General features: G+C 55.0%; 15 protein-coding genes. 6 read left to right on the top strand and 9 right to left on the bottom strand.

Features of this window, described 5'->3' with window-relative positions; all coding sequences use genetic code 11:
* Positions 1-139 precede the first annotated feature (139 nt).
* The 6 genes from Poly51_RS26375 (at position 140) to Poly51_RS26350 (ending at position 8,163) form a co-directional block, all read left to right on the top strand.
* Positions 140-1,225 (top strand): class I mannose-6-phosphate isomerase, encoded by a 1,086-nt coding sequence (locus tag Poly51_RS26375; RefSeq protein WP_146461799.1) that lies wholly within the window; start codon positions 140-142, stop codon positions 1,223-1,225.
* A gap of 9 nt (positions 1,226-1,234) precedes the next feature.
* Positions 1,235-2,986, top strand: coding sequence for a sodium:solute symporter family transporter (locus Poly51_RS26370; protein WP_146461797.1), 1,752 nt, complete (start codon positions 1,235-1,237; stop codon positions 2,984-2,986).
* Between the two features lie 31 nt (positions 2,987-3,017).
* Positions 3,018-3,773: an SDR family NAD(P)-dependent oxidoreductase gene (locus tag Poly51_RS26365; RefSeq protein WP_186775828.1), complete on the top strand. Its 756-nt coding sequence runs from the start codon at positions 3,018-3,020 to the stop codon at positions 3,771-3,773.
* On the top strand, positions 3,770-5,020 hold the full coding sequence (locus Poly51_RS26360) for an alginate lyase family protein (protein ID WP_146461795.1): 1,251 nt from the start codon (positions 3,770-3,772) through the stop codon (positions 5,018-5,020). The genes Poly51_RS26365 and Poly51_RS26360 overlap by 4 nt, the downstream gene beginning before the upstream one ends.
* A gap of 123 nt (positions 5,021-5,143) precedes the next feature.
* Positions 5,144-7,315 carry a heparinase II/III domain-containing protein gene (locus Poly51_RS26355; protein ID WP_146461793.1) on the top strand — a complete coding sequence of 724 codons (2,172 nt, stop codon included), beginning with the start codon at positions 5,144-5,146 and terminating at the stop codon, positions 7,313-7,315.
* Positions 7,316-7,422: 107 nt separating this feature from the next.
* The gene (locus tag Poly51_RS26350) at positions 7,423-8,163 is read left to right on the top strand and encodes a polysaccharide lyase family 7 protein (RefSeq protein WP_146461791.1); all 741 of its coding nucleotides are present in this window, start codon (positions 7,423-7,425) and stop codon (positions 8,161-8,163) included.
* A 75-nt stretch (positions 8,164-8,238) separates the two neighbouring features.
* On the opposite strand, the gene Poly51_RS26345 is transcribed toward Poly51_RS26350, so the two are convergent.
* The 9 genes from Poly51_RS26345 to Poly51_RS26305 all read right to left on the bottom strand — a co-directional run bounded on the left by Poly51_RS26345 (position 8,239) and on the right by Poly51_RS26305 (position 24,723).
* On the bottom strand, positions 8,239-9,747 hold the full coding sequence (locus Poly51_RS26345) for a sulfatase family protein (RefSeq protein ID WP_186775827.1): 1,509 nt from the start codon (positions 9,745-9,747) through the stop codon (positions 8,239-8,241).
* A gap of 71 nt (positions 9,748-9,818) precedes the next feature.
* Positions 9,819-11,786, bottom strand: a complete 1,968-nt coding sequence (locus Poly51_RS26340; protein ID WP_146461787.1) for a hybrid sensor histidine kinase/response regulator — start codon at positions 11,784-11,786, stop codon at positions 9,819-9,821.
* A 384-nt stretch (positions 11,787-12,170) separates the two neighbouring features.
* Entirely contained in the window at positions 12,171-14,426 is a 2,256-nt protein-coding gene (locus tag Poly51_RS26335) for a right-handed parallel beta-helix repeat-containing protein (RefSeq protein WP_246114792.1), read from the bottom strand.
* 41 nt (positions 14,427-14,467) lie between these two features.
* A complete protein-coding gene (locus Poly51_RS26330; RefSeq protein WP_186775826.1) occupies positions 14,468-15,535 on the bottom strand; it encodes a putative glycoside hydrolase in 1,068 nt (355 codons plus the stop codon).
* 122 nt (positions 15,536-15,657) lie between these two features.
* On the bottom strand, positions 15,658-19,068 hold the full coding sequence (locus Poly51_RS26325) for a PVC-type heme-binding CxxCH protein (RefSeq protein WP_146461783.1): 3,411 nt from the start codon (positions 19,066-19,068) through the stop codon (positions 15,658-15,660).
* Between the two features lie 59 nt (positions 19,069-19,127).
* The gene (locus tag Poly51_RS26320; RefSeq protein ID WP_146461780.1) at positions 19,128-20,372 is read right to left on the bottom strand and encodes an SGNH/GDSL hydrolase family protein; all 1,245 of its coding nucleotides are present in this window, start codon (positions 20,370-20,372) and stop codon (positions 19,128-19,130) included.
* A 10-nt stretch (positions 20,373-20,382) separates the two neighbouring features.
* Positions 20,383-21,258, bottom strand: a complete 876-nt coding sequence (locus Poly51_RS26315; protein ID WP_146461778.1) for a ThuA domain-containing protein — start codon at positions 21,256-21,258, stop codon at positions 20,383-20,385.
* A 266-nt stretch (positions 21,259-21,524) separates the two neighbouring features.
* The gene (locus Poly51_RS26310; protein ID WP_146461776.1) at positions 21,525-23,747 is read right to left on the bottom strand and encodes a right-handed parallel beta-helix repeat-containing protein; all 2,223 of its coding nucleotides are present in this window, start codon (positions 23,745-23,747) and stop codon (positions 21,525-21,527) included.
* Between the two features lie 4 nt (positions 23,748-23,751).
* Complete coding sequence (locus tag Poly51_RS26305) at positions 23,752-24,723, bottom strand: alpha/beta hydrolase (protein ID WP_146461774.1); 972 nt, start codon at positions 24,721-24,723, stop codon at positions 23,752-23,754.
* Positions 24,724-24,730: the final 7 nt, after the last annotated feature.

The raw sequence follows: 24,730 nt of genomic DNA, 5'->3' as shown, positions 1-24,730 counted from the left end.
ATGGTCCTTGGCGAAATCGCAAAATGAATTTCAAGATTCCGCAGCCGACGTTTGCTCTACCGGGATTCGGTTTGGATCGGCTGTTGCAAGTTCGAAAACGTGTCGAGGTCGTGCGACGGGTTGATGTGGGAGGTGGCCGTTGATCCATTCACCGCTTCGGCTGACTTCGAATTACGCGTGGCGCAGCTACCTGGGTGGATCCCGTTTGCGCGCTTTCCGCAACGAATCACCCGCCGTCGACGACCATTTCCCCGAGGACTGGCTCGCGTCCACTTCTCGGGCGCGAAACGGCGACAACCAACAGCGCGCTGACGAGGGTATTTCGCACCTGATCGTGGATGGACGCGACATCGCGCTGACCGATCTGATCGCGGGGCAACCGGAATGGTTCTGGGGAAAACAGGTGCCGCCGGTCGACGAGCCTGGACAGATCGGCGTTTTGATCAAACTGCTCGATGCCGGAGTCCGATTGCATTTGCAGGCACACCCCAATCGCGAATATGTGAAGCAACGTTTCGGCGGCAACGCGGGTAAGACCGAGTGCTGGTACATTTTGTCGGTTCGCGAACAAGACGCCTACGTATACATTGGGTTCCAATATCCGCCGACTCAGCAGAAGTGGGCCCAGATGGTGCGCGACCAAGATCTTGGCGGCATGCGCGCCTGCTTTGAGAGAATTCCGGTGAAGCCGGGCGACTGTCTGATGGTGCCATCGGGCACGCCGCACGCGATCGGTGAAGGAATCTTCATGATCGAACTGCAGGAGCCGACCGACTGGGTCGTACGATGTGAGTTCAGTGCAGGCGGACACGTGCTAGAACACAACGCACGATTCATGGGCCTGGAACTGGAAGATGTGCTTTCGGTTTTCGACTACAGCGAACATCCGCTCGAATCTCTCGGGGACTCGTTCATCCAATCGCCGCATGTTTTGAAGACATCCGATGCGTTCACCGACGAACGGATCATTGATTCAAAGCACCAAGAGTTTTTCCGACTACGGCGTCTTTCCGGCAACGGTCCAGCCGATTTCGGAGGCGATGAACCGATGGTATTGATCATGCTGGCGGGGTCGGGGCAACTCAATGGTGAACCGATTGCTGCCGGTGAAACCTGGCTGTTGCCGGGTGCGGCCGCCCAGTGGGATTGGATTCCGTCCGCGACGACTCGCGACGATGAATGGACCTTCTTGCTGGCTCAACCGCCTGTGCGATCAACACGTTAGGAAACGCTCATGCTGACCGTCTATGACTATGTGGTAATCGCGTTCTTCTTTCTGTTCATGTTGGCGCTTGGACCGATCTTCAAACATTACAGCAAGGACGACAGCGACTACTTCCGTGGCGGCGGACAGATGCTTTGGTGGATGGTCGGTGGATCAGCCTTCATGACTCAGTTTAGCGCGTGGACCTTTACCGGTGCCGCCAGCAAAGCCTATGAGGACGGGGCGCTGGTTGCGTTGATTTTCTTCGCCAATGCAGTCGGTTTTTTCATCAACTATGTTTGGTTCGCGCCGCGGTTCCGCCGCATGCGAATCGTTTCGCCGATCGAGTCGGTTCGCGAGCGTTTCGGACCGGTGAACGAGCAAGTCTTTACGTGGTTGCAGATTCCGATGAGCCTGGTCTACGCGGCCATCTGGTTGAACGGGTTGGCCGTTTTTGCGGCTGCCGTGTTCGGGTTTGATATGACGCAAACGATTTGGGTGGTTGGGATCGTGGTCATTGTGTTGTCGGTGGCGGGCGGTTCTTGGGCCATCGTCGCAGGCGACTTCGTGCAGTTGTTGATTTTGATGGCCGTGTCCATCGTCACCGCAGTCATGGTGCTGGGTCATGCTGATATCGGTGGCGTTTCGGGATTGATTGAGAAGGTGCCGAGCCATCACTTCCATTGGACGCAAGCCGCCCGACCCCAGATCATCTGGTTTTGGATCATCGCTACGTTCCTGAAGCAATTCTTGATCCTCAATAATATGCAAGACTCGTACCGATACCTCGGCGTCAAGAATGAAAACCAGGCGCGTAAAGCAGCACTGCTTGCATCGGTGCTGATGCTTGTCGGGCCGCTGATTTGGTTCATTCCGCCGATGGCCGCACGCGTACTTAGCCCTGATTTGTCGGTCGATTTCCCGACGTTGAAGAACCCTGCCGAAGCATCGTACATCTTTGCGGCGATGAAGGTGCTGCCCGTTGGAATGATGGGGCTGCTCGTGTGCGGTTTGTTCGCGGCGACCATTTCGTCCATGGACAGCGGGCTCAATCGCAACGCAGGCATCTTCGTCCGATGTTTTTACCAGCGCGTCCGACCCAACACTTCATCAAAACAACTGATGGTCGTTGGACAGATCGTTTCGGGACTGTTTGGTGTAATGATCATCTTCATTGCGATCTACATCAGCAAACTCGAAGACTTGGACCTGTTCAACGCGATGCTGCTGTTCAGCGGTCTGATTGCGATTCCCTATGTCATTCCGCTGGTGTGGGGCATGATCATCAAGAACACGCCGCCTTGGTCAGGCTGGAGTACCGTGGTGATCGGATTGACCGTGTCGTTGGCAATCAAGAACTTCATCGACCCGGTCTGGTTCGGTGAGATGTGCAGCTTTGACAGCGAAATGAGTTCACGAGAGCTGAATGACTACTATTACTTCTTCGGCATCTTCGCCAACGCCGTGATATGCAGCGGTTGGTTTTTGTTCACATCGCTGTTCAACAAAACGTCCAGTCGGGAACACGTTGAACGCGTGGACAAGTTCTTCGTCGCGATGCGCACGCCGATCGACTTTCAAAAAGAAGTTGGCGAAGCCAAGGATGAAGTTCAATCGAGGACGTTAGCGGTTCTCTGCTTCATCTATGGCGGCTTTGTCGGACTGATGGCGTTGGTGCCGAATCTGCCAAGTGGGCGTATCGCCTTCCTGTTTTGCGGCGGCCTGATCGGCGGCGTTGGCTTCCTGCTCTACCGAGCATCGAAGTCCAAGAACGATTCATGAAATAGCACAACCGTATAAAGAAAGTTTCAACATGAGCAACAAGCTAGACGGAAAACGTGCGCTGGTTACCGCTGGCGTTCAGGGAATCGGAATGGCGATCAGTCGCGCACTGTTGGCCGAAGGTTGCATCGTCGCGGTGCATTACTTTTCGTCAGCCGAAGCCGCGAACGGGCTTAAAGCGGAATTCGGCGAACGGGTAAAGGCTTTTCAAGCCGACCTGACCGATCCAGCTCAAGCCAAGCAGATGGTTGATCAGGCAGTCGACGCAATGGGCGGACTCGAGATTCTTGTCAATAACGCCGGCTCGCTAGTGGAGCGCCGATTGCTTGACGAAGTCGACATGGACTTCTGGCAGACGGTCATTGACGTGAACGTGACATCGATGATGAATGTCACAAGGTTCGCCGCACCTGCATTGCGAAAAGCGAACGGCGCGAGCGTCGTCAATCTCGCTTCGCTGGCGGGTCGCAAGGGTGGGCATTCCGGGTCGCTGATCTACTCGACCGCCAAAGGCGCGGTACTCACGATGACTCGCGCATTGTCGGGCGAACTTGGCCCCAGCGGCGTCCGCGTCAACGCGCTGGCACCGGGACTGATTCTGGACACCAGTTTTCATAACACCCATACGACGAAGGCATCAGCCGACGCCACTATCGCGCAAATTCCGCTCGGGCGGGCGGGAACGGCCAACGACGTCGCTCATGCAGCAGTCTTCTTGGCCGAGCAATTCGACGGTTTTGTTACCGGATCAACGCTCGACATCAACGGTGGAGTTTATTGCGCATGAGGTCATTCAAAAATGTCGGTCTTTGGTATCAGACAACGCTGGTTGCCTTTTGCGTCGCGGGATTTGCTCTTGCCGCCAATGGTTCGACGGCAACTGGCGACGACGGCATTGTGACGCCCGTCCTGATGGATGGCGAGATGCTGGCGAAAACAAAACTGCGAATCGAGAAAGGTGATCCGGAACTGAAATCGGCGTTGGATGTACTGATTGCGGAAGCGGACAAAGCACTGAAGGGTGGTCCCTATTCAGTGACCGACAAACGAAAGATTCCACCCAGCGGCGACCCTCACGACTATGCCAGCTACGGCCGATACTGGTGGCCGGATCCCAAAAAAGCGGACGGGTTGCCCTATATCCAACGCGACGGCGAAACCAATCCGGATAGCCAGAGTCCTGCGGAGTCCGACCGACCTAGAATCGAAGCCTTGGGCATGCACACCGAGACGCTAGGACTGGCCTATTTCTTGACTGGCAAACAAGCATACGCAGAGAAAGCAGCCGAGTTGCTTCGCGTTTGGTTCCTGGATCCAGAAACCCGCATGAATCCCAACATGGATTATGCCCAGTGGCGACCCGGACATGCTGGCGGCAGCAAGTCCGGCGTCCTGGATGGTCGCATGATGGCTCGAGCCTTGGAAGGATCACATCTGATTGCTGGCTCGTCGGCGCTAAGCGATGATGAGCGGGACGGGTTGAAAACTTGGGCTGGTGATTACTTTCACTGGTTGACGACCGATGAGTTGGCGCTGGCCGAGGCAGCCTCGGAGAACAATCACGGCACGTTTTACGATGCGCAGGCCATGTACTTTGCCCTGTATTGTGGCAATCGGGATGGAGCCAAGAAGATTGCGAATGCAGTCGTTCAAAATCGCATTCTTCCGCAAATCAAGCCCGACGGTTCCATGCCGGAAGAGCTGGCCCGCACACGTCCGCTGTTCTACAGCAATTACAACCTGCATGCCTTGTTCGTCGTTGCGAATCTTGCCCAAGAGGTCGGCGTCGACGTTTGGAATGCCAGTGATTCGCGATTGCGGCTTGGCCTCGACTTCTTGGTCCCTTATGCCGATCCCAGCGTGTTGTGGCCGTATCCGTCAATTGACGAAGCCGACCGGATGGACTTATTTCCCGTCCTTTTGATGGGCGACCGAGCTTACCCCGGCCGAGGCTATCGGCAAATGATGGAAACACTGCCTCAGGATCAACGGGACGTTCGACGCGAAAACTTGGTGTTTCCGCTGATGCGATGATCGCATTTAGCGTCGTCTGAACTTCCAACGACGCTTTGCTCGCAGCAAGGCCACTCCGGCCAAGTTGTTTGATGAATTTGTTTCGAGATCGACTTCTAAAACTAACCTAAGAGTCACCTGCGAATGAAGACGCTCATATTTGTCGCCTGCTTGCTAACGGTCGTCACGGCACACGCCGAAGAAAAAGCAAACTATCAAACCTACAATGGTTTCACTTGCGATTCGGTTCCCAAGCTGCCGGCCAAAGAGACGCATCCGTCGCTTTGGTTCCGCGCCGAAGATGTGGGGGCAATGCGAGCTAAGAAGGATCAGGACGAACAGGCCGCGCGACTCTGGAAACAGGTCGCGCAGAGCGAATACCTGACGATGGAACTTCAACCGGAACCGTCGGCGGATGACGAGAAGAATACGATCCACCAGTACTATGGATTCATGTCTCAGATCGCCAAGTACGCCGGCTTCATGATCTGGATGACCGAGGGTGAAACCCAGAAACAGAAATGGATCGATCGCACCGTCGCCACACTTGAGCGCGCCTACGACGGTCCAATCTACATGCTGGATCCGAAGGTAAAGAGTGGACCGACCGACGAAATCTATCTCGGATCGTGGTTGCAGAACTACGCGTCTGCGTACGACTGGGTGCAGCCGTTCCTGAGCGCGCAGCAAGATCAAGCGATCCGCGATCGGTTGATCAAGCAAGCCAGTTGGATGGGTGAGAATATCTACGAATGGGCAGATCGCCCGCACAATCACTTGTCCAAACCGGCCTGGGGTCTCGGCACCGGGGCGCTCACTCTCTGTGAAGAAAAGGACGCGCACAATTGGCTTGGCGTCGCGTTGGCGGCAAGCAACGACAACACACGCTATTTCTTCAGCGGCGACGGCATCTACCGCGAAGGCTCTCACTACATGATCTTCAGCTGGACCAACTTTCTGCCCTTCATGGTCCACTACAACAACGTCTCGGGCGTCAACCAATTCAAAGAGTTCCAGCCGCTGATGGAATGGGGCGTGGCGGTCCGCAACAACATGGGCTGGTTGCCAAACGTCGAAGACGCCTACATTCGGCCGTTCCCGGCGCACATGGCGGCGTCGATGTACAAAGACAGCTCCACGTTCCTGCACAGCTCGGCACCGCTTGCCGAAGTCATGATGTGGGCCTGGAATACGACCGACATGAAGCCGTTCGACATCAGCTTGAAAGAGACCGGTTTCAATTGGACGGGCGCCAGTTGGGACTACTCGCTCGAGCTCGACGAGTATCTGACTTACGATCCATCGATCAAATCCACACCGCCAGATGTATCGCCCACGGTTTTCCTTGATGGCGGGCAAAGCATGTTTCGTAACACTTGGACCACCAGCGATCCGGCCGGACGGTATCTGCTATTCCAGGGTGTCGCCGAGGCCGACAACCATCATCATTACGAACACCTCAGCTTTAGCATCACCGCCGAAAATCAGATGATGGCCTCGGATGCCGGCTACAGCCGCGGCAGTTACTCCGACGGCGCCCGCACCGATTGGTACAACCAAGCGGTCGCCCACAACGTGGTCACACTCAAAGGCAAACCGCCAGTCGACGTTGTTGAAAACGTTACCCCGGTTTCGCGCTACCGTATCGACACTTCGTTCTTCGACTTTGAAGAGAAAGAGGCACCCTACGCGTCGGGCGGCAAGTTGCGTCGCGCGATTGCGTTTCCCGGCGAGTCGTATTTTGTTGTCGCTGACATCGTCAGTTCGCCGGTCGCGGCCGAAGCTGCCGCATTGCTGCATGGCGGTCGCGGTCAATTGGAAGGTGACGGAAACTATCGAGTCTGGAACTATCAAGACGATACGTATGGTCCGGCCTCGCGTCTGCATGCGTGGACCTATGGTTCGGCTGAAGACTTCCAGATCGAAAACGACATGGGCGAACTCACGTATCTGAAGGGTGACTACGCTGAGTTCCCGTATACCAAGACGACGGGAACTGGAACGCAACAAGTCTTTCTTCAAGTGCTCGTTCCATCGGCGAAAGGAGCCAGCGGTCCGCAGGTTTCATCCGTCAAGAACGGCGTTCAGATGGTGGTAACCGTTCAGGACGGAAACACGACCGACACGTTCCTGGTGCAACCTACGAACGCTCCAGCGATTTTTCAAGATTTTGAAACCGACGCCACGTTTGCTTGGATTCGTAAGGAAGGTGCAGAGATTTCAAAGTTCGCGGTTCGCGAAGCCACGAACCTAACGGCGAACGGAACGGTTCTGGTGCAGTCGAAAGAGCCGCGAACAGAAGCGAAAGAGCGATGAGTTCACAAGCGTGACGTTTCTGTTTCCGTCAAACAGAGAGTTTGAAAAGATCAGTCCCACAATGCCCCATAACGCACTCAAAACAACTTCAACGAAAGTCTCTCAGCATGCGATTTTTCCTGTTGCTAACACTATCATTCCTTTCGTTTCAAGGTTTGTCGCATACCGATCTCTACGCGCAGGTTCCGGCCAGCGTTTTGGATCTATCGCATTTCAAATTGACTTTGCCGACCGACCAGCAGAAGAGTGGCAAGGCAGATGAAATCGATGGGGAGGAACTGCAAACCTATGTGAATGATCGGCTATTCTTCGTTGATCCAGACGGCGACGGCGTCGTATTTCGGGCGACATGCGGAGGTGCGACGACCAAGGGATCCAGCTATCCACGCTGCGAATTGCGAGAAATGAAGAACGGCGAAGGCGAACGGGCGGAGTGGAGTTCCGGCGATGCGGGAACTCACGAAATGACACTCAAGCTAAAGATCACGAAAACGCCACCCGTCAAGAAGCACGTGGTGTGCGCACAGATTCACGACGCGGAAGACGACGTGTTGATGGTTCGCCTGGAGGGTGAGAAGCTTTTTGTCGAGCGGAACAAGTCGGAAGAAGTCATGCTTGATCGCAAATACAAGCTCGGAACGATGTTCGATCTAAAGATCCAGGCCGGCCAAGGGAACATTAGCGTCTGGTACAACGGCAAACAGGCGATGAACTGGAAACATTCCACGGACGGCTGTTACTTCAAGGCGGGTTGTTACACTCAATCCAGTGAAAAGAAGGGCGACAAAGCCGAGTCCTTCGGCGAAGTCGTTATCAAGCAGTTGCAGATCCGGTACGCCGATCAATAAATACCGATGGATCATCAACTGACGCTTTGGATAATGGCCTCGGCAATACCGGCTGCGTCACCTAATGCTCGGTCGCTACTTCGCTCCCGATTTCCAAAGCTTGATCTGATCCACGTCGTTGCTCTCAGATGCTCCCTCGGTGCTGCGCCCTCGCGCAACGTCAGCCTCCAGTAGCTCAAGCAAACGCGCCCCAACTTCCGGACGGCTCGCATACAGGTTGTTCGTTTCTTCGGGATCGTTTTCCATGTCGTACAACTGGGCGACCGGCGCGTCCAGTTTAGCCGCTTGATTCTCTCTCGGAGAACTCCAGCCCCCGGATGCCTTCGCGAGCAAAAGCTTCCACTTCCCCTGACGATAAGAGAAATGTCCACTGATCGAATGGTGAACAACGCCATTTCGAGTGGATGAGATCGACATTCCTTTCAAGGCCGGTAGAAAACTGACGCTGTCTACGCCCTCGGTTTGTGGATAGTCAACGCCAACGATATCCGAACAGGTCGCCATCAGGTCGGTCAGGCAGATCGTCTGATCGCTCTGCGTTCCTGGTTCAACCACGTTCGGCCAGCGAACGATAAACGGTACGCGGTGTCCGCCTTCCCAAAGGTCAGATTTAAAACCCCGATACTGGGCGCTGGAAAAGTGCCCCTTCGCTTGAAGGGCATCTGCTCCCGAGGGATTCGCCGAACATCCGTTATCACTCGTGACTACAAAGATGGTGTTCTTAGCAAGCCCGGCGGCATCGATTGCATCAGCAATTTCACCGATCACATGGTCGGTCTGCATGACGAAGTCACCATATTCCCCCATCCCACTTTTCCCCTGCCACTGGGCGGCAACCGAAATGGGTGAGTGAGGCGACGTGAGCGGAACATAAACAAAGAACGGATTGTCGGCTTTTTGCCGCGCAATATAATCAGTTGTCTTTCGCCCAATTTCCGGCAACACATCTACGGCCTCGAAGTCCGCGTGGGCGAACCCCATTCGGTTTTTCCAAAAGCTCTTCTGAACCGTACACTCACCGACAAAGCGGTCATTTTCAATGTAGATATACGGCGGCATGTCCAGCGATGCCGAGATACCGTAAAAGTAGTCGAAGCCATGATGGATCGGGCTGTCGGCAATGATGCCATTCCAATCGACATTCGATCCGCTCGCCTCCGCAGGCATTCCATCGCTGGTGGGCAGGTCCAATCCCAGATGCCACTTCCCGATTGCGGCCGTGTTATAGCCCTGCGATTTCAAATAATCCGCGATTGTGACGCGACGTCTGTCAATCAACGGCTTGCTATAGCCCAAGAGCACAAAAGTTTGCAGGTGCGTCCGCCAATTGTAGCGCCCGGTTAGGATGCCATAGCGGGTCGGCGTGCAGACCGCTGAACTGGAATGGGCATCGGTGAACACCATTCCCTGCGCGGCCAATCGATCCATTCTTGGCGTCTCGATTTTGCCTCGCTCTGGATTTAGGCACTGCACATCGCCGTAACCGAGGTCGTCGGCAAGTATGTAGACAATATTCGGTTGATCGGCAGCGCAAGCGGAAGAGAGCCCGAGGGATAGAACGAGTCCAAGGACGTATTTTTGCATATTCAAATTCATACTCGAAATGGGTTTCAACGAAGCCGTGTTGTGAACAGGACGTAACGTCTTTGTGTTTCTCACGGGTCAACCAGACGCTCGATCGTGTCGATCACCGTGTTCTGTCGAATGGGTTTTGCGATGTAGGCGTCCATGCCGGCATCGAGACAACGTTGCACGTCGGTTTCCATTGCGTGCGCGGTCATGGCGATAATCGGAATGTGTAAACCGGTGCCGCGTTCGCGATCGCGAATCTGTCGGGTCGCCTCTAGCCCATCCATCTCAGGCATCTCGAGATCCATCAAAATCGCGTCGAATTCCGAATCGGCGGAGAGGTCCAGTGCTTCACGGCCATCGTTTGCGATCACGACCGTGTGACCGCGACGGGTAAGCATCATCTTCGCGACCAATTGATTGGTGGCACCGTCTTCGGCCACCAGGATACGCAGTGGGGCATGCGACGAATCGGCGGCCGCCCGCGTTTCTGCATCGGCGTCCTTCACTTCTGCATCGTCGGCGACAGGAAACGATAGCGAGAAGGAGAACGTACTGCCTTGCCCCGCTTGGCTTTCAACCTGGACCGTTCCACCCATCAATTTGACAAGGCGCGAGGAGATGGCAAGTCCAAGTCCGGTCCCGCCGTAACGCCGAGTCGTCGATTTGTCTGCTTGCTCGAATTCCTCAAATATCACTTCCAGCTTCTCGCTCGGAATTCCTATTCCTGTATCCGAAACGGAAAATCGCAGCGTGACGTCTCTATCATTCTGTTTCACGAGCTCGACGCGAAGGGAAACGGAACCCTGTGCAGTGAACTTGATTGCATTGCCAACGAGATTGATGAGGATTTGGCGCAAACGAACGAAATCTGCTACGACATAGCGAGGCGTCTCGGGAGTGACGTGAGACGTGATTTCAATCGACTTCTCATTCACTCGAACTGCAAGCATACGAACCACGCCGTTGACTAGCTCTCGCACGTCACCCTGTATCGGATCCAGTTCCAGGCGTCCGGATTCGATACGCGAGAAATCGAGAATCTCGTTGAGCAGGGCAAGCAGACATTCACCCGATTCGAGAATGGTTTTGGCTTGTTCGGAACGGACTTGGTCAAGACCACCGTTGACCAAAAGATCTGCCATTCCGATGATTGCATTCATCGGTGTGCGAATTTCATGGCTCAAATTGGCGACGAATTCGCTCTTCGCGCGGCTTGCCGCCTCCGCTACTTGCTTTGCACGTTCGATCGCCTCGACCGCTGCCTTGAGTTCCGTGATATCACGTGAGATACCGAACGTTCCGACGATTCGACCGTCTTCATTACGAAGCGGAAGCTTGCTCGTTGCCACCCAGGTTTCGCTGCCGTCGGGCCAAACGGCATGTTCCTCACGTCCGATTACATCCTGACCCGACCGGATCAGTTGCAACTCGTCCGTCCGAGCGGCTTCTGCGTACTCTTCGGGAAAGTAGTCACTGTCGGTTGTGCCAACCGCTTCGGCAGCGTCCGACAATCCGAGTCGCTGGGCGTGCGCTTGGCTGACGCGAAGAAAGCGACTTTGCAAGTCCTTGAAATAGATGAAGTCGGGCAAGTTGTTTAAAAGCGATTGAAGCAGGAAGCGTTCTTGTTCCAGATTGGCTTCGGCTTCTTGATGCGCGGTCACGTCCCAAAACACGACTTCGATTCCGATGATCTTGCCGTCTTCGGTACGGATCGGCGTCTTGCGTACTTTGACGAGTCGACTGACCGGAGTCGTGCAGTTGTGCTCAATGTGCTCGACGGCGAGACCTGTCCGGATCACGTCGCGGTCATCATCCCAAAACTTCTGGGCCAGCTCTGCCGCAAACAAATCAAAATCAGTCTTGCCAATGATGTCTTGGATCGGAAGGTCTAACAATCGAGCTGTTTGTTTGTTGACGTAAGTGAATTTTCCTTCCAGGTCCTTCAGGATCACGTATAGCGGCAGTTCTTCGACAAAGGAATCACGTAACCACTCTGGGAATCCAGGGGACAATGCAACGATTGATTCGCGTGGTTGTTTAGAGTCGGTCATCGCGTGAGCCAGTTTGGACCGCCGCCTGCGAGAATGCCATTCGCCAAGCAGCGATTTTTGTCGCGTTGAGCACCGTTTCCGTTGCTGACGATCTGAGATGCACGCTTTTGACGGTTCGTTTTGAACCGATTCACTGATCGATCGCGTCAGAACTGCAATGGATTGCGTTACTGCATCGCGTGCTTCCAGTCGTACATTCCATCATACACCGGCGCGAGGCTTGCAACACGCAACTTCAATCGAAGTCCAGAGCAAATCACGGGTGTGTTCCGTTGAGGGAACGACCCACAAAAAGTTGATGTCGGCCCCATCGCAACGCGAAGGTAAGTTGCGGAATCGGTTTCTCTCGCGGAGTCGATCTAGTTCGGCTTCGATCAATGTTCGTCAAGGTTCTCTTTTTTGACGCCCCATCTTTGAAACGTCCAGTGATTCGATCCCCAAGCCTGGAGCAACGCTTTCTTGTCGAAAGCCAAAATTTCCTCCCGCAGGATCTATCAGCATTGGGTCGCCAAAGCGGCTGCTTTTCTCTTTGCCGACCGCAACCATTTTCTGTAGGTGATCGTCTGCCCAGTGCGGGTCGGTTGGGTGAAAGTAGAGATTCATGTCCATGTCCGTGTCCACGAGTCGGGGCGGTGGGCCGTCGCCTCGCGGCCTTTCCGCGTAGATGTGTCCGCCGTCAGGATGCGACATGATGATGTTGTGATGAACTTTCGATCCCGGAACCGGCACCCACTCGAAGCTGACGTAACCCCAGCGCGGTACGACGACCGGGTCCACGATGAAGTTATTGATGATGTCGTTGACTCCCTTCGAGGCGATTCCGGCTGCAAAACCCGCGTTGTGATACAGAACGTTTCCATAGATCAGCGTCTCATGTTGGTCGTCGTCGCAGCGGATGGCTGCCGGAAGCGAAGGTGCCAGATTGTCGTGGATAAAGTTGTATCGAATGATGTTTCCCGTGCCCGTTCCGGAAACATAAATGGCATTTCCATCGGAGAGCAATTGAACGGAATGTGAAATCTCGTTCGATTCAAAGAGGTTGTGGCGGGCATGGTTGTACTTTTCGCGACGACGCCAACTTTCGTAGCCACCTCGTGCTCGGTTTTTATCCGCTTGCTTGATCTCGTGCAGACGCACTGTCCTGCCGCCTTCGCCATTCAAACTTCGATCCGGAGTGACTCGAGTGGTGATCAGCACCGCGGCATAGCCACTGTGGTGCAGTTCGTTATGGACCATTCGATTGTGGCCGCTTTGCCACGCCCACAAGCCAGGTGAGTGCCAAGTGATTTCACTGAAATGGTGGATGTGGTTGTTCACAATCTCGTTGTGATGGTTGACATCTTTCGTCCCCGGACCGTATCCCGCCAGCAAGATTCCGGCTTCACCCAAGTGTGCAAATTCGCAATCAGCAATGAGGTTCCGTTGAGCGTGCAGGTCCATTCGCAATCCTGTTCCACCGGAATGGAGAAAGCGACAGTCCGATACTCGGCAGTCTTCCGCGCCGCGAAAACGGACGAGCGCCGTGGGTCGATCGAACATGTCCCAATCGTGCTGCATTCCCCAACCCAAGCGATCTTGATCACTTTTCCAAGCCCAACGGTCTGCATGCGAAAAAGTTAGCCCCGAAAAAGCAATGCTTTGAACCGGAGTATCGGTAGGGCCGTCGTAGTCGACGATCCCTTCGACACGGATCAATTCGGTTGTCGTCGGAGCCAAGATCCCACGTGGTGATCCGTCTGTGGCAGGATCTGAGGGCCACAAATAGATCTGACGCGTCTTTGTGTTGAGCACCCATTCGCCGGGCTCGTCCAAGGCTTCCAAAACATTCTCAATCCACACGGTTGAATCGTCGGGATTGTGCAGGTACCCGGGCAAAGGTGACATGTCATACGTTGCCGAAACCGACGTCTTGGCGACACCAGCGGCTTCATCGACGGAGGCAAGCGGAAGCATGTTGGTCACCCACGCTCGACCTGGCCGCAGGTGAATCTCGACGTCCGCTAAGTTGTCCCAGTTCTTCAAAGCACCGCTTGGGAAATGAAGCGTTCGTTTATCACCCGGTTTGGCGTATGCAAATCCAGAGTTTCGGGCCCGCCTTAAGCGACCATGGTTGTCGTACAGAGTATAGAACCGGTCCATCCCAGGGGGCATGTCGGCTACCCAAACTTTGCCGTTCGCCATCGCTGGGAGAGTTGATGGCGCCGCATCCAAACGTTTCCATCCGGAAATCGCCGCACCCGCACTGACAATGGGGTTTTCTCCCCGATACGCAGCGAAGGTTAAAAACGCGGGACGCGTCGTGTCGCCAGCGCCATGCTGCGGTAACGTCGCATCGTCCGCCACCGATGGCGAACCGTCACCGTGGCCAAGAACCAGGGTTTGATTCAAAGGATGACGTCCCTCACGCAGCGCGATCACCACCGGTTCATCGTAACCGCCCCGACGCATAGATCGAACGGCCTCCACCGCATCAACTATCGATCCATAGGGTTTCGCCAGACTGCCATCGGCCTGGGCATGCCCGTCGACGGACACAAAGATGTCCATAGCAAAACCTTCGCCCGGCAGGGCAAAAACCATCAACGTGAGAATCCATTGAAGAATACGCGAAAACCAGAAGGATCGAGGCTGCGTGTTCATGTTTGCTTTTCCCGGTAAGCGTACTTTTCGATTCCAACTTTTCACGGAGTGGTTTTGCGATCTACCGGGTTCCAAAAGATGGACGAGGTTTTTGTTTCCAAGTTTACATCGACGCGGCAATGCTCGAATTCCCTATGGTATGCGTAGCCGTCTTTGGTGGCCTTGCCCAAGGGTTTGCCGATCTCTTGATCAAAGTCATTGGACCAGTACATCAGTGAATCGTCGGCGGCGTAGGAGTTGTTAACGCCGCCCCAACTATAAAACGAATAGTCGTTGGCGATGATCAAGTAGCACGCGAGTGTAAAGTCGTGCGTGGTTCCAAAGTCGCCGTCCCCGGCTCCGCGGCAAAGGATGTATTTGTCAGAGGGAATGGCTAAAAGCTCGTCCATCAGCTTTACGCCTTCATCAGCGGTCTCTACCGAAGATCGAAAGAAGGCTTCGCAGAAAACGCCGTCTGCATTTGCGAGTGTACTTGCCCCAGCTGCGCACTTGGTTGAGGACTGAACGCGGTAGCCATTATAGATGACGAAACTGGATAGCCGCTTCAGGCAACTTTCGACACTTTTTAATTGACCACGCGCGTTGGCTCCCGGCGCGCCGTCGCCGAAGACGCCGTTCAAGTCGCTGTCCATGACCAACTGATCGGCCATGTTGGCCCACCAGTTTCGGGCGGTGTCGTTGGGATAGGTCCAGCGAACGGTTCCGTCACGCACTTCCTGGACCCAGTCCGGGTGCTGTGCAACCACATCTCGGACGGTGGTATAGTACCGACTGTAGGCTGTGTTGGTGCTCCAGTAGAATAGCACGCGTATGTCGGGGTTTTTCTTTAGCAGTTTCTTTGCAGTTTCGGCCGCTGCCTTTTCAGTGCTGGTCGCGCCGTAAACGTTCTTTGCATGCCGCTTTTCGATCGTGAAAATTGCGAAGTGATCCCGGATGAAATCGTACTGTTCGGGTGTGTAATCGTCATTGCGAAAGGCATGTCCGAATAGACGCACCTTCGACCAATCGCCCGGCCCGGCCGGCTGCGCATGGAGCATCCCGGGAATGAGAGTAGCCAGACCGGCGATCACGGACACCAGCCGCAACGCGTTGATCATTCTCTGTCTCATGGTTCTCGTTCCGTTTCGCTCGTGATGAACCTGTTTCTTCTTCATAGAACGCTTTTCCGCGTCGGTAAGCTTTCGATTGCCGTCGCGTTCTTTTCATCGCAGCAAACGACGCCAAGAGATTCTTAGAGCCCACCTTCCGGTTGCAACTTGACCTCGCCATCCATCGATTTTAGCTCGACGCGCAGTCCCCTTTGCCGTTGTTCTGGATTGAAGCCGAATGTCAACGTGCGGCGTCCTTTCTCTAGCCTGATCGGAGCGGCGACGTCATTGACGTGTTTGCCATCCAACCAAAGCGTCAAACCGTCGATCGAGTTTATCTCCAGTCGAGCCATACCGGCCGCTAGTACATCGACGAATCCGCGGACGAACGCTGATTCGCCGGTGGGGAAATTCTCGGGAGGCAACTCTCCGCTGACTTTGCTGTAGGCGGGCAGCCATTGGGCACTGTCGGCCGGCACATCGTCGCTTTCCGAGGCCGCGATCACTCGCCATTTGCGAATGACGGGGCGCTCGTCGTTCTTGTATTCGCCTGGCTTGCCCAACACGGAGATGAATTTGACGAGGTCGAGAAACTCGCCGCGGTCTTGCAGTTGGTCCGCAAGTCCCGTCGGCATCAGTGACTTTGCAGATTTTTCCGCTTCAATATCCTCCACATCGATTCTGATCTCTTTTCCGATTTGCGACGAGTCACTGACAAGAACTTCCTTTTCGTTTCGAAACGTCACGATGCCCGTACGGATTTTGCCACTGGCGAGCAGAAACGTCCGGGTCTCGTAGTGTTCTGCGATCGCCGCATTCGGTTCAAGGATCGACTGAACGAAGTACTTCGTCTTCGCCGCGGCTCCAACCGCTACCAGATTCGGACCAATCTCCGGACCGGCCGGACCGATCGCATGGCATCGTGTGCAGGCGACGCTGTTGCGGCGATAGATCATCTCGCCTCGCGCCGGGTCTCCAAGCTTCTCAACATCCGTGGAGAGCGCATCGATGTCCTCTTCCAACAAATCGGCACTCAGAGACTTATTTGCCATCGACGGTCGGAACATGTCGGCAAGAGAATCGGGAAGCATTCCGGTGTCGCGATGAAACCCACTGACACTCACCATCACCGCAGGGTGTATCTGATCTTTGTGAAGCTGATCGCCCAGCAGTCGTCCGCCCTTGTGATGCTGCAAAAGAGATTGGACAAGGGGAACTGGATCGGAACCCTGCGGGTCTTCGCGCAATAATCTGGCTGCCGCTTTGACGCCTTGATTCAGATTGGCTTGAGCCAGTCCTGCGGCGGCGGCGTAGCGAGTTTCCAGGTCACCTTGAGCCGCAAGTTTTGCGAGTGCTTGTTCATAGCTTGCGCCGCTAGTTGTGGCGAGCGCCACAGCAAGAGCTTGCTTGACCGCCGCACCAACGGAATCGCCCTGTAGAGCGGCAAGTTCATCGGCCCCAGCCATTCCCCAGACGCCAAGATTGCTCGCCGCGAGAACCGCAATCGTATCGTTCTTATGACCGACCAGCTGCTTCAGATCCTTCAAGCTGCGTTGAAGAGACCTCGGTGAATCTGGTCTAGCCATTTGCTGTAGCGTCTCAAGCATCGCGATTGTGGCCGCCGGTGACTCAAGCCCTTCGCCCTTGCTAACGGCGGCAACGATCGTCCGTACTTCGGCGTCCGTGCCGACTTGAATTAATTGAGTTCGGATGGTTGCGATGTCGATTTCTGTTGGCGATTTCTTTTTCAAGAATTCCGCCAGGCGACGTTCCAGGCCGATCCCCGCGCCCTGTTCGGCGAACTCACGATGAGACGGTTTCGCGAACTGCAAAGTCCCGGCCTCCAGCGCGGGGCGCCAGTACTGTTCCAATGCCTTTGTCGTCTGAGGCAGTGCCTGGTCTAGCGTCGCGTCGCCGGGATGATCCAAAGAGTGCAGCGCTGCGGCGAACAATTCCGCACTCGGGATATATCCCGCGGAAAGGACGGCTTCCATCCGCGTGCGAGGGAACGGATCGGCAGACGCTCGAGCGATCATGCCGACCGGATCGGATAGCTGGTCGTGCCAATACCGAATGATTCGTGCGCCGGCGCTGCGGGCATGGCCGTCCTTTGCCGCCATCACTCGCGTCAGGATGTCCTCGCTGACGCGCTCGACGTTTTGGCAAGCCCACATCGCTTCGACGAGATAATGATCGTAGTCTGGCGCATCGGTATCGAGCGACGCGACCCAGTTTTCAAGTGCGGCCAGAACTCTGTCCGGTTCCCGTTCGCTCAACTCTTTGCGTGCTTGATGTCGAGTCCAGGCTTCCGGGCTCTTGAGGTGTTCAATCAGTGCGTCGATCGACACACCCACAAGCTGCGGCTTCTTGGCAAGCGGTCGTTCCTTGTGAGTGATCCGCCAGATCCTACCATGCTCGTGATCGCGACGCGGATCGCGGAAGTCATGTTGCGCATGGTTGATGATGGAGTTGTACCAGTCGGCCACATAAACCGCTCCATCCGGTCCGGTCTTCACATCGACCGGACGAAAGTTCGGGTGTCTGGAACTAATCAGTGGCTCGAGCACGTTGGCGCGGAAGCCGGCACCGTCCTCGATAAACTCATAGCGAACGACCGTGCGGCTCTTGAACCGCCCCGTCAGCAACTGTCCACGAATGTCATCTCCCACATGAGTCCCCGTCGCCAAGTCACCGCCGCATTGTTTCTCGGTGCTGATGAGAGGCTTGACCCGAACCGCTTCGCCGCTGTTCCCGGTCGCCGGCGACAGATACATGATTCGGGGATTGTTCACCATGAAGGACTGTCCCCAACGATCGAACACGTGTCCCCAGGGATTGCCACCCGTCCCTCGGCAGAACATTCGCAGTTCCTGCGTGCGAGGATTGAACTGATAAACGCCACCGTTGAAATTCCGCAAGACTCCATATTGCGTTTCCACTTGAGCGTGCAGAAAGATTCCTTCCTGAAAGTAGAGCCAGCCGCCCGGACCGCGACGCCAAGCACTGATGGAATGGTGACTGTCCTCGATACCAAAGCCGGTCAGCACCAGCTCCTTCACATCCGCAACGTCGTCCCCGTCGGTATCTTTGAGGAAAAAGATGTCAGGTGATTGCCCGACATAACAACCCCCGTTGGCCAGTTCGATGCCCGTTGGCAGATAGAGACCCTCCGCGAAAACAGTCGACTTGTCGGCGACTCCGTCATCATCAGTGTCTTCCAGGATGACGATCTTGTCGTTGGCAACTTCGCCGGGCTTGAGCTGTGGGTAAGCCCACGAGCAAGCGACCCACAGCCGTCCCGCCGAGTCCCAGTGCATATGAACCGGGTTGGCGAACATCGGGTCGGCGGCGAAAAGGTTAGCCTGGTACCCCGGCAGCAGGTCGAAATTTTCCAACTGCGAATCCGGATCGTGATTGTCCATCAACGCCACGTCGGCGCCTTGAAGGTTCGCTATTTTGATGCCTCCAACATCATCGGCAGAGGTCGTTTGCGCAAGCGAGAATCCAATCAGCAACAAGCCGATCCCATTGAAAGCGTGAAGTCTTTGATTCATAAGTGTTATCGTCAATTTCAAGATGCGATTCTTGCCATGCACGTCGTTTCCCGGCGTGTTTACTGCGAAGTGAGAGAGACTCGCCATCGCCGCGTCTTAAGTTCGATCGGTTTACCAAGCGAAGAGTCAAGTTCGTTTGCAAGTCGGTTGAACTCAATCACCTCCGCAGGCAGATTCTTGCCACTCGGAGACTTGCGGCGCTCGCCGACAATGTGAACCTGGTTCAGTGCCTTCCAGCTATAGGTGAACTGCAGGTTCTTATCGTTTACGACTGCGTGAAACGCCTCGGCCGCTTTGTGAACGGGTGAATCATCAATCGCCAATCCCGCTGCCCAAGCTTCCGCGGTGGCCGTTGCGACAAGCTCCCCATCAACGGTCAACTGGTATTTCCCAGGCTTGAGGTTTTCGACGACCAGCGTGTCTCGAACGAATTCAAGTTGTGGAGGCAACTGTTGGTCGATTGGGGGACGCAGTGTTGGTGCGGACTTCTCTGTGACCTGAAAGCTGAGACCCGACGGCCCGGTTGCCAGTTCCGAGATGTCAACGCCGCGTCCATCACTCGCCTTCGTCGCCGCATCTATTCGTAGCAGCCAAGACTGACGACCTGAGAAACGATCGTCGGATCTCAATTGATCGAAGAACGTATGGCTGATCGCCCAGTACCCAAAGGCATTGAGGTGAATCCCGTTGGTGGTCAGTTGCGGTCCCTTCGGTTCATCCATCAGATAACGCGACACATCAAGCAGATTGACAAAGGGGACATCGGCATCTGTCGCTACATCTTGCATCGCTCGAGTGTACGATGCCAAATCTCGATTCCGCTCGTCCCGTCCCGGCGTCAGCTTTCCCATATCTTCGCACGCAATGGGTGACACCAAAATCAATCGCACTTCTGATTTGCCGTTGTACGTCTTGCCGGCATGCGAGGCGATCAGCGTCTTGAGCTGATTTGTGAAATCATCGAGTCCCTTCTCGCCGGCAAACGATTCTCCCATTCCGAAGCAGGCGATGATCACATCCGTCTTGTGTGCCATCAGGGTCGATTCTTCGGTCGGGAAACCCGTCGGTCGATCGCGTGCAGCCAACATATCGCCGCCCCATCCGAGGTTGCGAATCGAAACGGGATTCTCGCGAGAGTGCTGCAAGAGCATCGCCTCTAAATACCCGTGAATCCGAAGTTGATCGGCGAAGGTATTGCCGATGATGGCGATCCGATCACCAGGCCGGACTGGCGAATCCGCAATCGTCGTTGGCGCGGTGAGACAACCGATGATCAACGCGGTGCTGAGGAAGATGTTATTCATTCGTGGATTCCTACTTGTCAGCGCGTTCAATCTTCCACGTCGAAACCTTCTCGGCGGCACTTGGCAGCGGACGATCGACGGACCAATGGACCGCGTTGACCAACATTCGCACAAAAGATTCCTCACCGAAATCACCAGGATGCCCGAACGACGTTCCAAACACTTTACTGCCCCACTCATTCTCCCACGCCCAGGCGACGACGTCCGATTCATGTGGTTTCACTTCGATCGTCCCAAACGCTTTCTTCAATGTGCGTGCTTTGCCGTCGCCGGATCCGGTCACCAAGGGGACGCAGCCGTCTTGAAGACGAGTTAGATAGAGTGTCCCCGGCGACACCCAGTTCTTTTCTTTGACGTTTGTCATGATGGGGTGCTGCAACGCTTCCTCGATGACGCTGATTCGCGTCTCACTCGTCTGATGCACGATGTAGGGAGTGCCCAAAACCCGACGTCCGAAATCGTCGTTCCACGAGAACCGTCGATGGCCGTTGGGATACTTGAACGAATGACTTGCAGTCCGAAGCCCAATGACGGGTTTGCCGGACTTGAAATAGTCTTCAATCGGCTGCCACTCGTTGTCGGGCAGCTTCAAAAAACGCACGAAAAAGATTGCCAGGTCAGCGTCGGCCAAAGCTTCGATACCGGGCAGAACGTTTTCCGTCTTCTTCTCTGGATTGCCGTCTCCCATCACCACGGTCGTGCGAAACCCGAAACGCTCCAATTCCTTGGCGAAGGCAGGCATCGTCAATTCCGGCGAATAGTGCAACGTGCCGACAACAAGAACCACATGCGGTTTGTCGTCATCATTTGCAGTCGCGAATTTGGAAATCGAAATGACAAGTGTGATCGCGATCGCCAATGCGACCGCTCGTCGTAGAGCATTCATTTTACCATGCCGCCTTTTAAAACGTGTGCTGTGTCTTTCATCTCAATCTTTTTGCTGGGCATCACTGCTCTTGTTGCGGTATCCGAGCCAAGTTCCGAGGCTTGAAACAGAGTTCTTACTCCAAAGTCAGCACCCATGTGGGGTTTTCGCGTCCTTGTGGATCAGTGCGTGTGGGATGTGCGCGGCGGGGAGGCTAGCGAGCACAAGCACGACCATCCTTGATCGGAAGTTCATCGGATCAAGGTCGTTGGGGCCCCCTCCACGGTCTACTTGTCATCGAGTGCGGGAACCGTCGTTGGAACGGGATTCACTTTCGTAGTCACAGTTTGTTTAGTTCGCAGTCCAATTTTGGAAACGTCGATTGGGACAATCCCGATTTCCAGTGCGGGCGAACCCGGCTTCAATCGAAAGTCACCATTGTCCGGATCGACGAACATCGGATCGACCGACCGGCCGTTGATGTCGACGCCGTCACGTTGCAGTTTCTCCAGCGTGTCTTCGCCAAGGCTGGGGTCTGCTTTGCAAAAATACAGGTTTCGATCCGAATCGATGTCTTGCATCCGCGCAGTCACGCGCCCCCGAGTATCCTCGCCTACCTTTCCTTTTCCGGAGCCCGGTTCAGTGATGAAGGTGCAGTCGGCCAGCGACGAGTAGAAGATGTTTCGTTTGTTACTTGCCCCATTCATCGGACCCTCGACGATTTTTAGGTAGATGCCTCGGGGGGCAATCACGTCGGCGATGATGTTGTTTTCGAAGCGGTTGTTCAGCTTCAACGTCATGCCTTGCGACATGCATTTGTAGATCAGGTTTTCCGCAATCAGGGTATCCATCTGACCGCCGTCGGTCCGGATCGCGCCTTGCTTTTGCGTCGCGGCAACCAAGTGATGGACATAGTTCCGGCGAATCACGTTGCCGGATCCGGCTCCACGAATGTAGATCCCGTTTCCGTCACCCAGCTTTTCCATTGCGTGATGGATTTCGTTGTTTTCGATCAGATTGTTGCGGCTGTGCAGGTAGGCGTCCACATCACCCGGCCCCAAGTCGGTCGGCAGTTCACCGACTTCATGTCGCCGGATGGCGCGGACCTGTTCACGCATATCCGGCATCGCAAAAAAGCGGATGACGCAACCCGATACGATCAGTCCCGTGTAGTTGGTGTGATGGATGAGGTTGTTGGCGACACGATTTGCGCCGCTTTGCCAGAGAAAGATCCCTGGCGAGTGCCAATAGATTTGTCCGACATGATGGATGTGGTTGTTGTAGACGAAGTTTTTTCTATTCACGTCCTTTGTGCCGGGGCCGTATCCGCAAAGAAGAATGCCACCACCGCCCATGTGTTCGATATGGTTGCCGGAAATTTCGTTTTCTATTCCATGCAAATCCACGCGGATCGCGCCGCTTCCGCTGTGAAGAAAGTGACACTGCTCGATCGCGCACTTTTCGGCACCTCGCAGTCGAACGAGCGCGTTGTCTTTGTCCAGCATATCCCAGTCGTGCTGCAATCCCGCGTCATCCTCGGCAAGCGTGTATCTTTCACCATGCTTGAACGTGAAGCCACGAAACCGGAGGTTGCGGACGGGAACGTCGCTGGGGCCCTGTTTGTCGATCGTGCCTTCGACGCGAATCAGCTCGAAGAGTTTCGGCGCAACCACGGCCGAGTTCCCTCGTCGCCAAAGATAGACCTTCCCTTCCTTCGTATTGAGCGCCCATTCACCGGGTGCGTCGAGCTCTTCTAAAACATTCTCGACCCAGCAACCGTGTTTAACCATCCCATACGTTGCATCAACGGAGGTGCGAGCGATCCCCGCTTCTTCGTCCACCGACTCGATCGGCAGGACATTCATCATCCAGTCGCGCGTCGGGCGGACCAAAATCTCAACATCTTCGACATTGGACCAGTTCTTTAACTTGCCCTTTGGAAAATGGAGCTCACGGGCAGTGCTACTCTTCAACGGAACGAAACGTTCGGACTGCGACCGAGGCAGCATCCCTTCATCATCGTAGAGCGTGAGGAATCGATCCGATATGTTCGCTTCCCAAACGTTCCCCTGTGCTTCGTCGGGTAGACCAGCCAACTTCGCCGTCACCTTCGTCCAACCTTTGATCTCCTGCCCCGAACTGAATACCGGGGTTTCGCCAGGATAGGCGGCATAGGTGATGGTCGAGTCGCCTTGCCCAGAGTCCTGGATTCCAAACACGACCGTCTTCGTCAATTGGTAGGTTCCTCCGCGAACCAGTACGACCACGTCGGCCATTGGCCGCTTCACCAATTGTCGAACCGCGTCACGTGCCCTCCCGAGAGTCGCGAAGGGACCATCGTTTCCCGATGAGTCGGGTTTCGATAGCGTTCCCGACCACGCGTCCGACCCTTGAGGCGACACAAAGAAATCAGCGGCGTGCAATTCATCCGCCGTTGCATCGCCAATGCATGCACAAACAGTCATCAGTGCGAACAGAAAGCTCACGATTCGGTTCAAGACGTTTCTCATCACGCTATTGGTGCTTTCCAAAATTCTTGACCTGCCGCCGTGCATATTCCGTTGTCATGTGTTGAATCGATTCCAAACCCGGATCTGGATCTCCGCCGGCCTTCCGCCAATTGTGGCCAGCGTTTTTCACGATCGTCATTTCGACATTGGCACCGATGCGGTCAGCCTTTTCTTTCAAATGGATCGCATGTGGCAAGGGGATCGTCGCATCCGTATCGCCTTGCAACATCAGCAGAGGTGGACTGTCTTTTTCAATCCAAAAATACGGACTCATCTCCTCAAAGGCCTGCGGCTCTGTTGCGTAACTGGCTTCGTCGCCGGCAATCCGAGCGCCGAAACGATCGGGGGTTTTGTCCGAGAGATCCGTTTTGAAAAGATTGACATCCGTGAAGTCCGACGGGCCGTACCACGATATTCCGGCAAGGGGTCGAACATCGTAGGCAGCAAGTTCCTGATCACCAGGAAACTCGTCGGCCGATGCATACGTCAACATCTGGGCAATCTGTCCACCCGCGGAATCGCCAAAGACCACGATCCGGCCGGGATCGATTTCGTATTGTTCTTGGTGCTTCACCAAGAAACGCAGTCCGTCCATGGCGTCGGTAACGCAATCACGCATCAATACACCAGATCCCTTCTTGCAAAATCGGTAATCGACGGACACGCATACGAAGCCGCTGTCGGCCAGTTGTTGAAAAACGGGCAGCATCAGACGGTTTCCAAAGTTCAGCTTGCTCCCGGCTGCCCATCCCCCGCCGTGAACGTAATAGATGACCGGCGATTTCTCGGACCCACCGACAGTCGGCATGTAGATGTCCATCCGAAGATTCCGCTTGCCGACCTGCTTGTAGGTCACATCGCGAAAACTTTTTCCATTCCACTGGGTTTCCGCTTTGCTGGTTGAACGAACTGCATCGTCAGCGCCACATGAACCGCCGAAGATCATCGCCAGCAAAAAAATTAATGTTTGTCTCATCGGATGG

The organism is Rubripirellula tenax, from assembly GCF_007860125.1.
GTDB lineage: Bacteria > Planctomycetota > Planctomycetia > Pirellulales > Pirellulaceae > Rubripirellula > Rubripirellula tenax.
This window is presented reverse-complemented; position numbering and strand designations above follow the sequence as displayed.

Coding starts and splice junctions, on each gene's coding strand:
- Poly51_RS26345 (WP_186775827.1), bottom strand. CDS start 9,747: ATGCAAAAATACGTCCTTGGACTCGTTCTATCCCTCGGGCTCTCTTCC.
- Poly51_RS26325 (WP_146461783.1), bottom strand. CDS start 19,068: ATGAATCAAAGACTTCACGCTTTCAATGGGATCGGCTTGTTGCTGATT.
- Poly51_RS26320 (WP_146461780.1), bottom strand. CDS start 20,372: ATGAATAACATCTTCCTCAGCACCGCGTTGATCATCGGTTGTCTCACC.
- Poly51_RS26355 (WP_146461793.1), top strand. CDS start 5,144: ATGAAGACGCTCATATTTGTCGCCTGCTTGCTAACGGTCGTCACGGCA.
- Poly51_RS26310 (WP_146461776.1), bottom strand. CDS start 23,747: ATGAGAAACGTCTTGAACCGAATCGTGAGCTTTCTGTTCGCACTGATG.
- Poly51_RS26330 (WP_186775826.1), bottom strand. CDS start 15,535: ATGAGACAGAGAATGATCAACGCGTTGCGGCTGGTGTCCGTGATCGCC.
- Poly51_RS26365 (WP_186775828.1), top strand. CDS start 3,018: ATGAGCAACAAGCTAGACGGAAAACGTGCGCTGGTTACCGCTGGCGTT.
- Poly51_RS26335 (WP_246114792.1), bottom strand. CDS start 14,426: ATGAACACGCAGCCTCGATCCTTCTGGTTTTCGCGTATTCTTCAATGG.
- Poly51_RS26340 (WP_146461787.1), bottom strand. CDS start 11,786: ATGACCGACTCTAAACAACCACGCGAATCAATCGTTGCATTGTCCCCT.
- Poly51_RS26350 (WP_146461791.1), top strand. CDS start 7,423: ATGCGATTTTTCCTGTTGCTAACACTATCATTCCTTTCGTTTCAAGGT.
- Poly51_RS26315 (WP_146461778.1), bottom strand. CDS start 21,258: ATGAATGCTCTACGACGAGCGGTCGCATTGGCGATCGCGATCACACTT.
- Poly51_RS26360 (WP_146461795.1), top strand. CDS start 3,770: ATGAGGTCATTCAAAAATGTCGGTCTTTGGTATCAGACAACGCTGGTT.
- Poly51_RS26370 (WP_146461797.1), top strand. CDS start 1,235: ATGCTGACCGTCTATGACTATGTGGTAATCGCGTTCTTCTTTCTGTTC.
- Poly51_RS26305 (WP_146461774.1), bottom strand. CDS start 24,723: ATGAGACAAACATTAATTTTTTTGCTGGCGATGATCTTCGGCGGTTCA.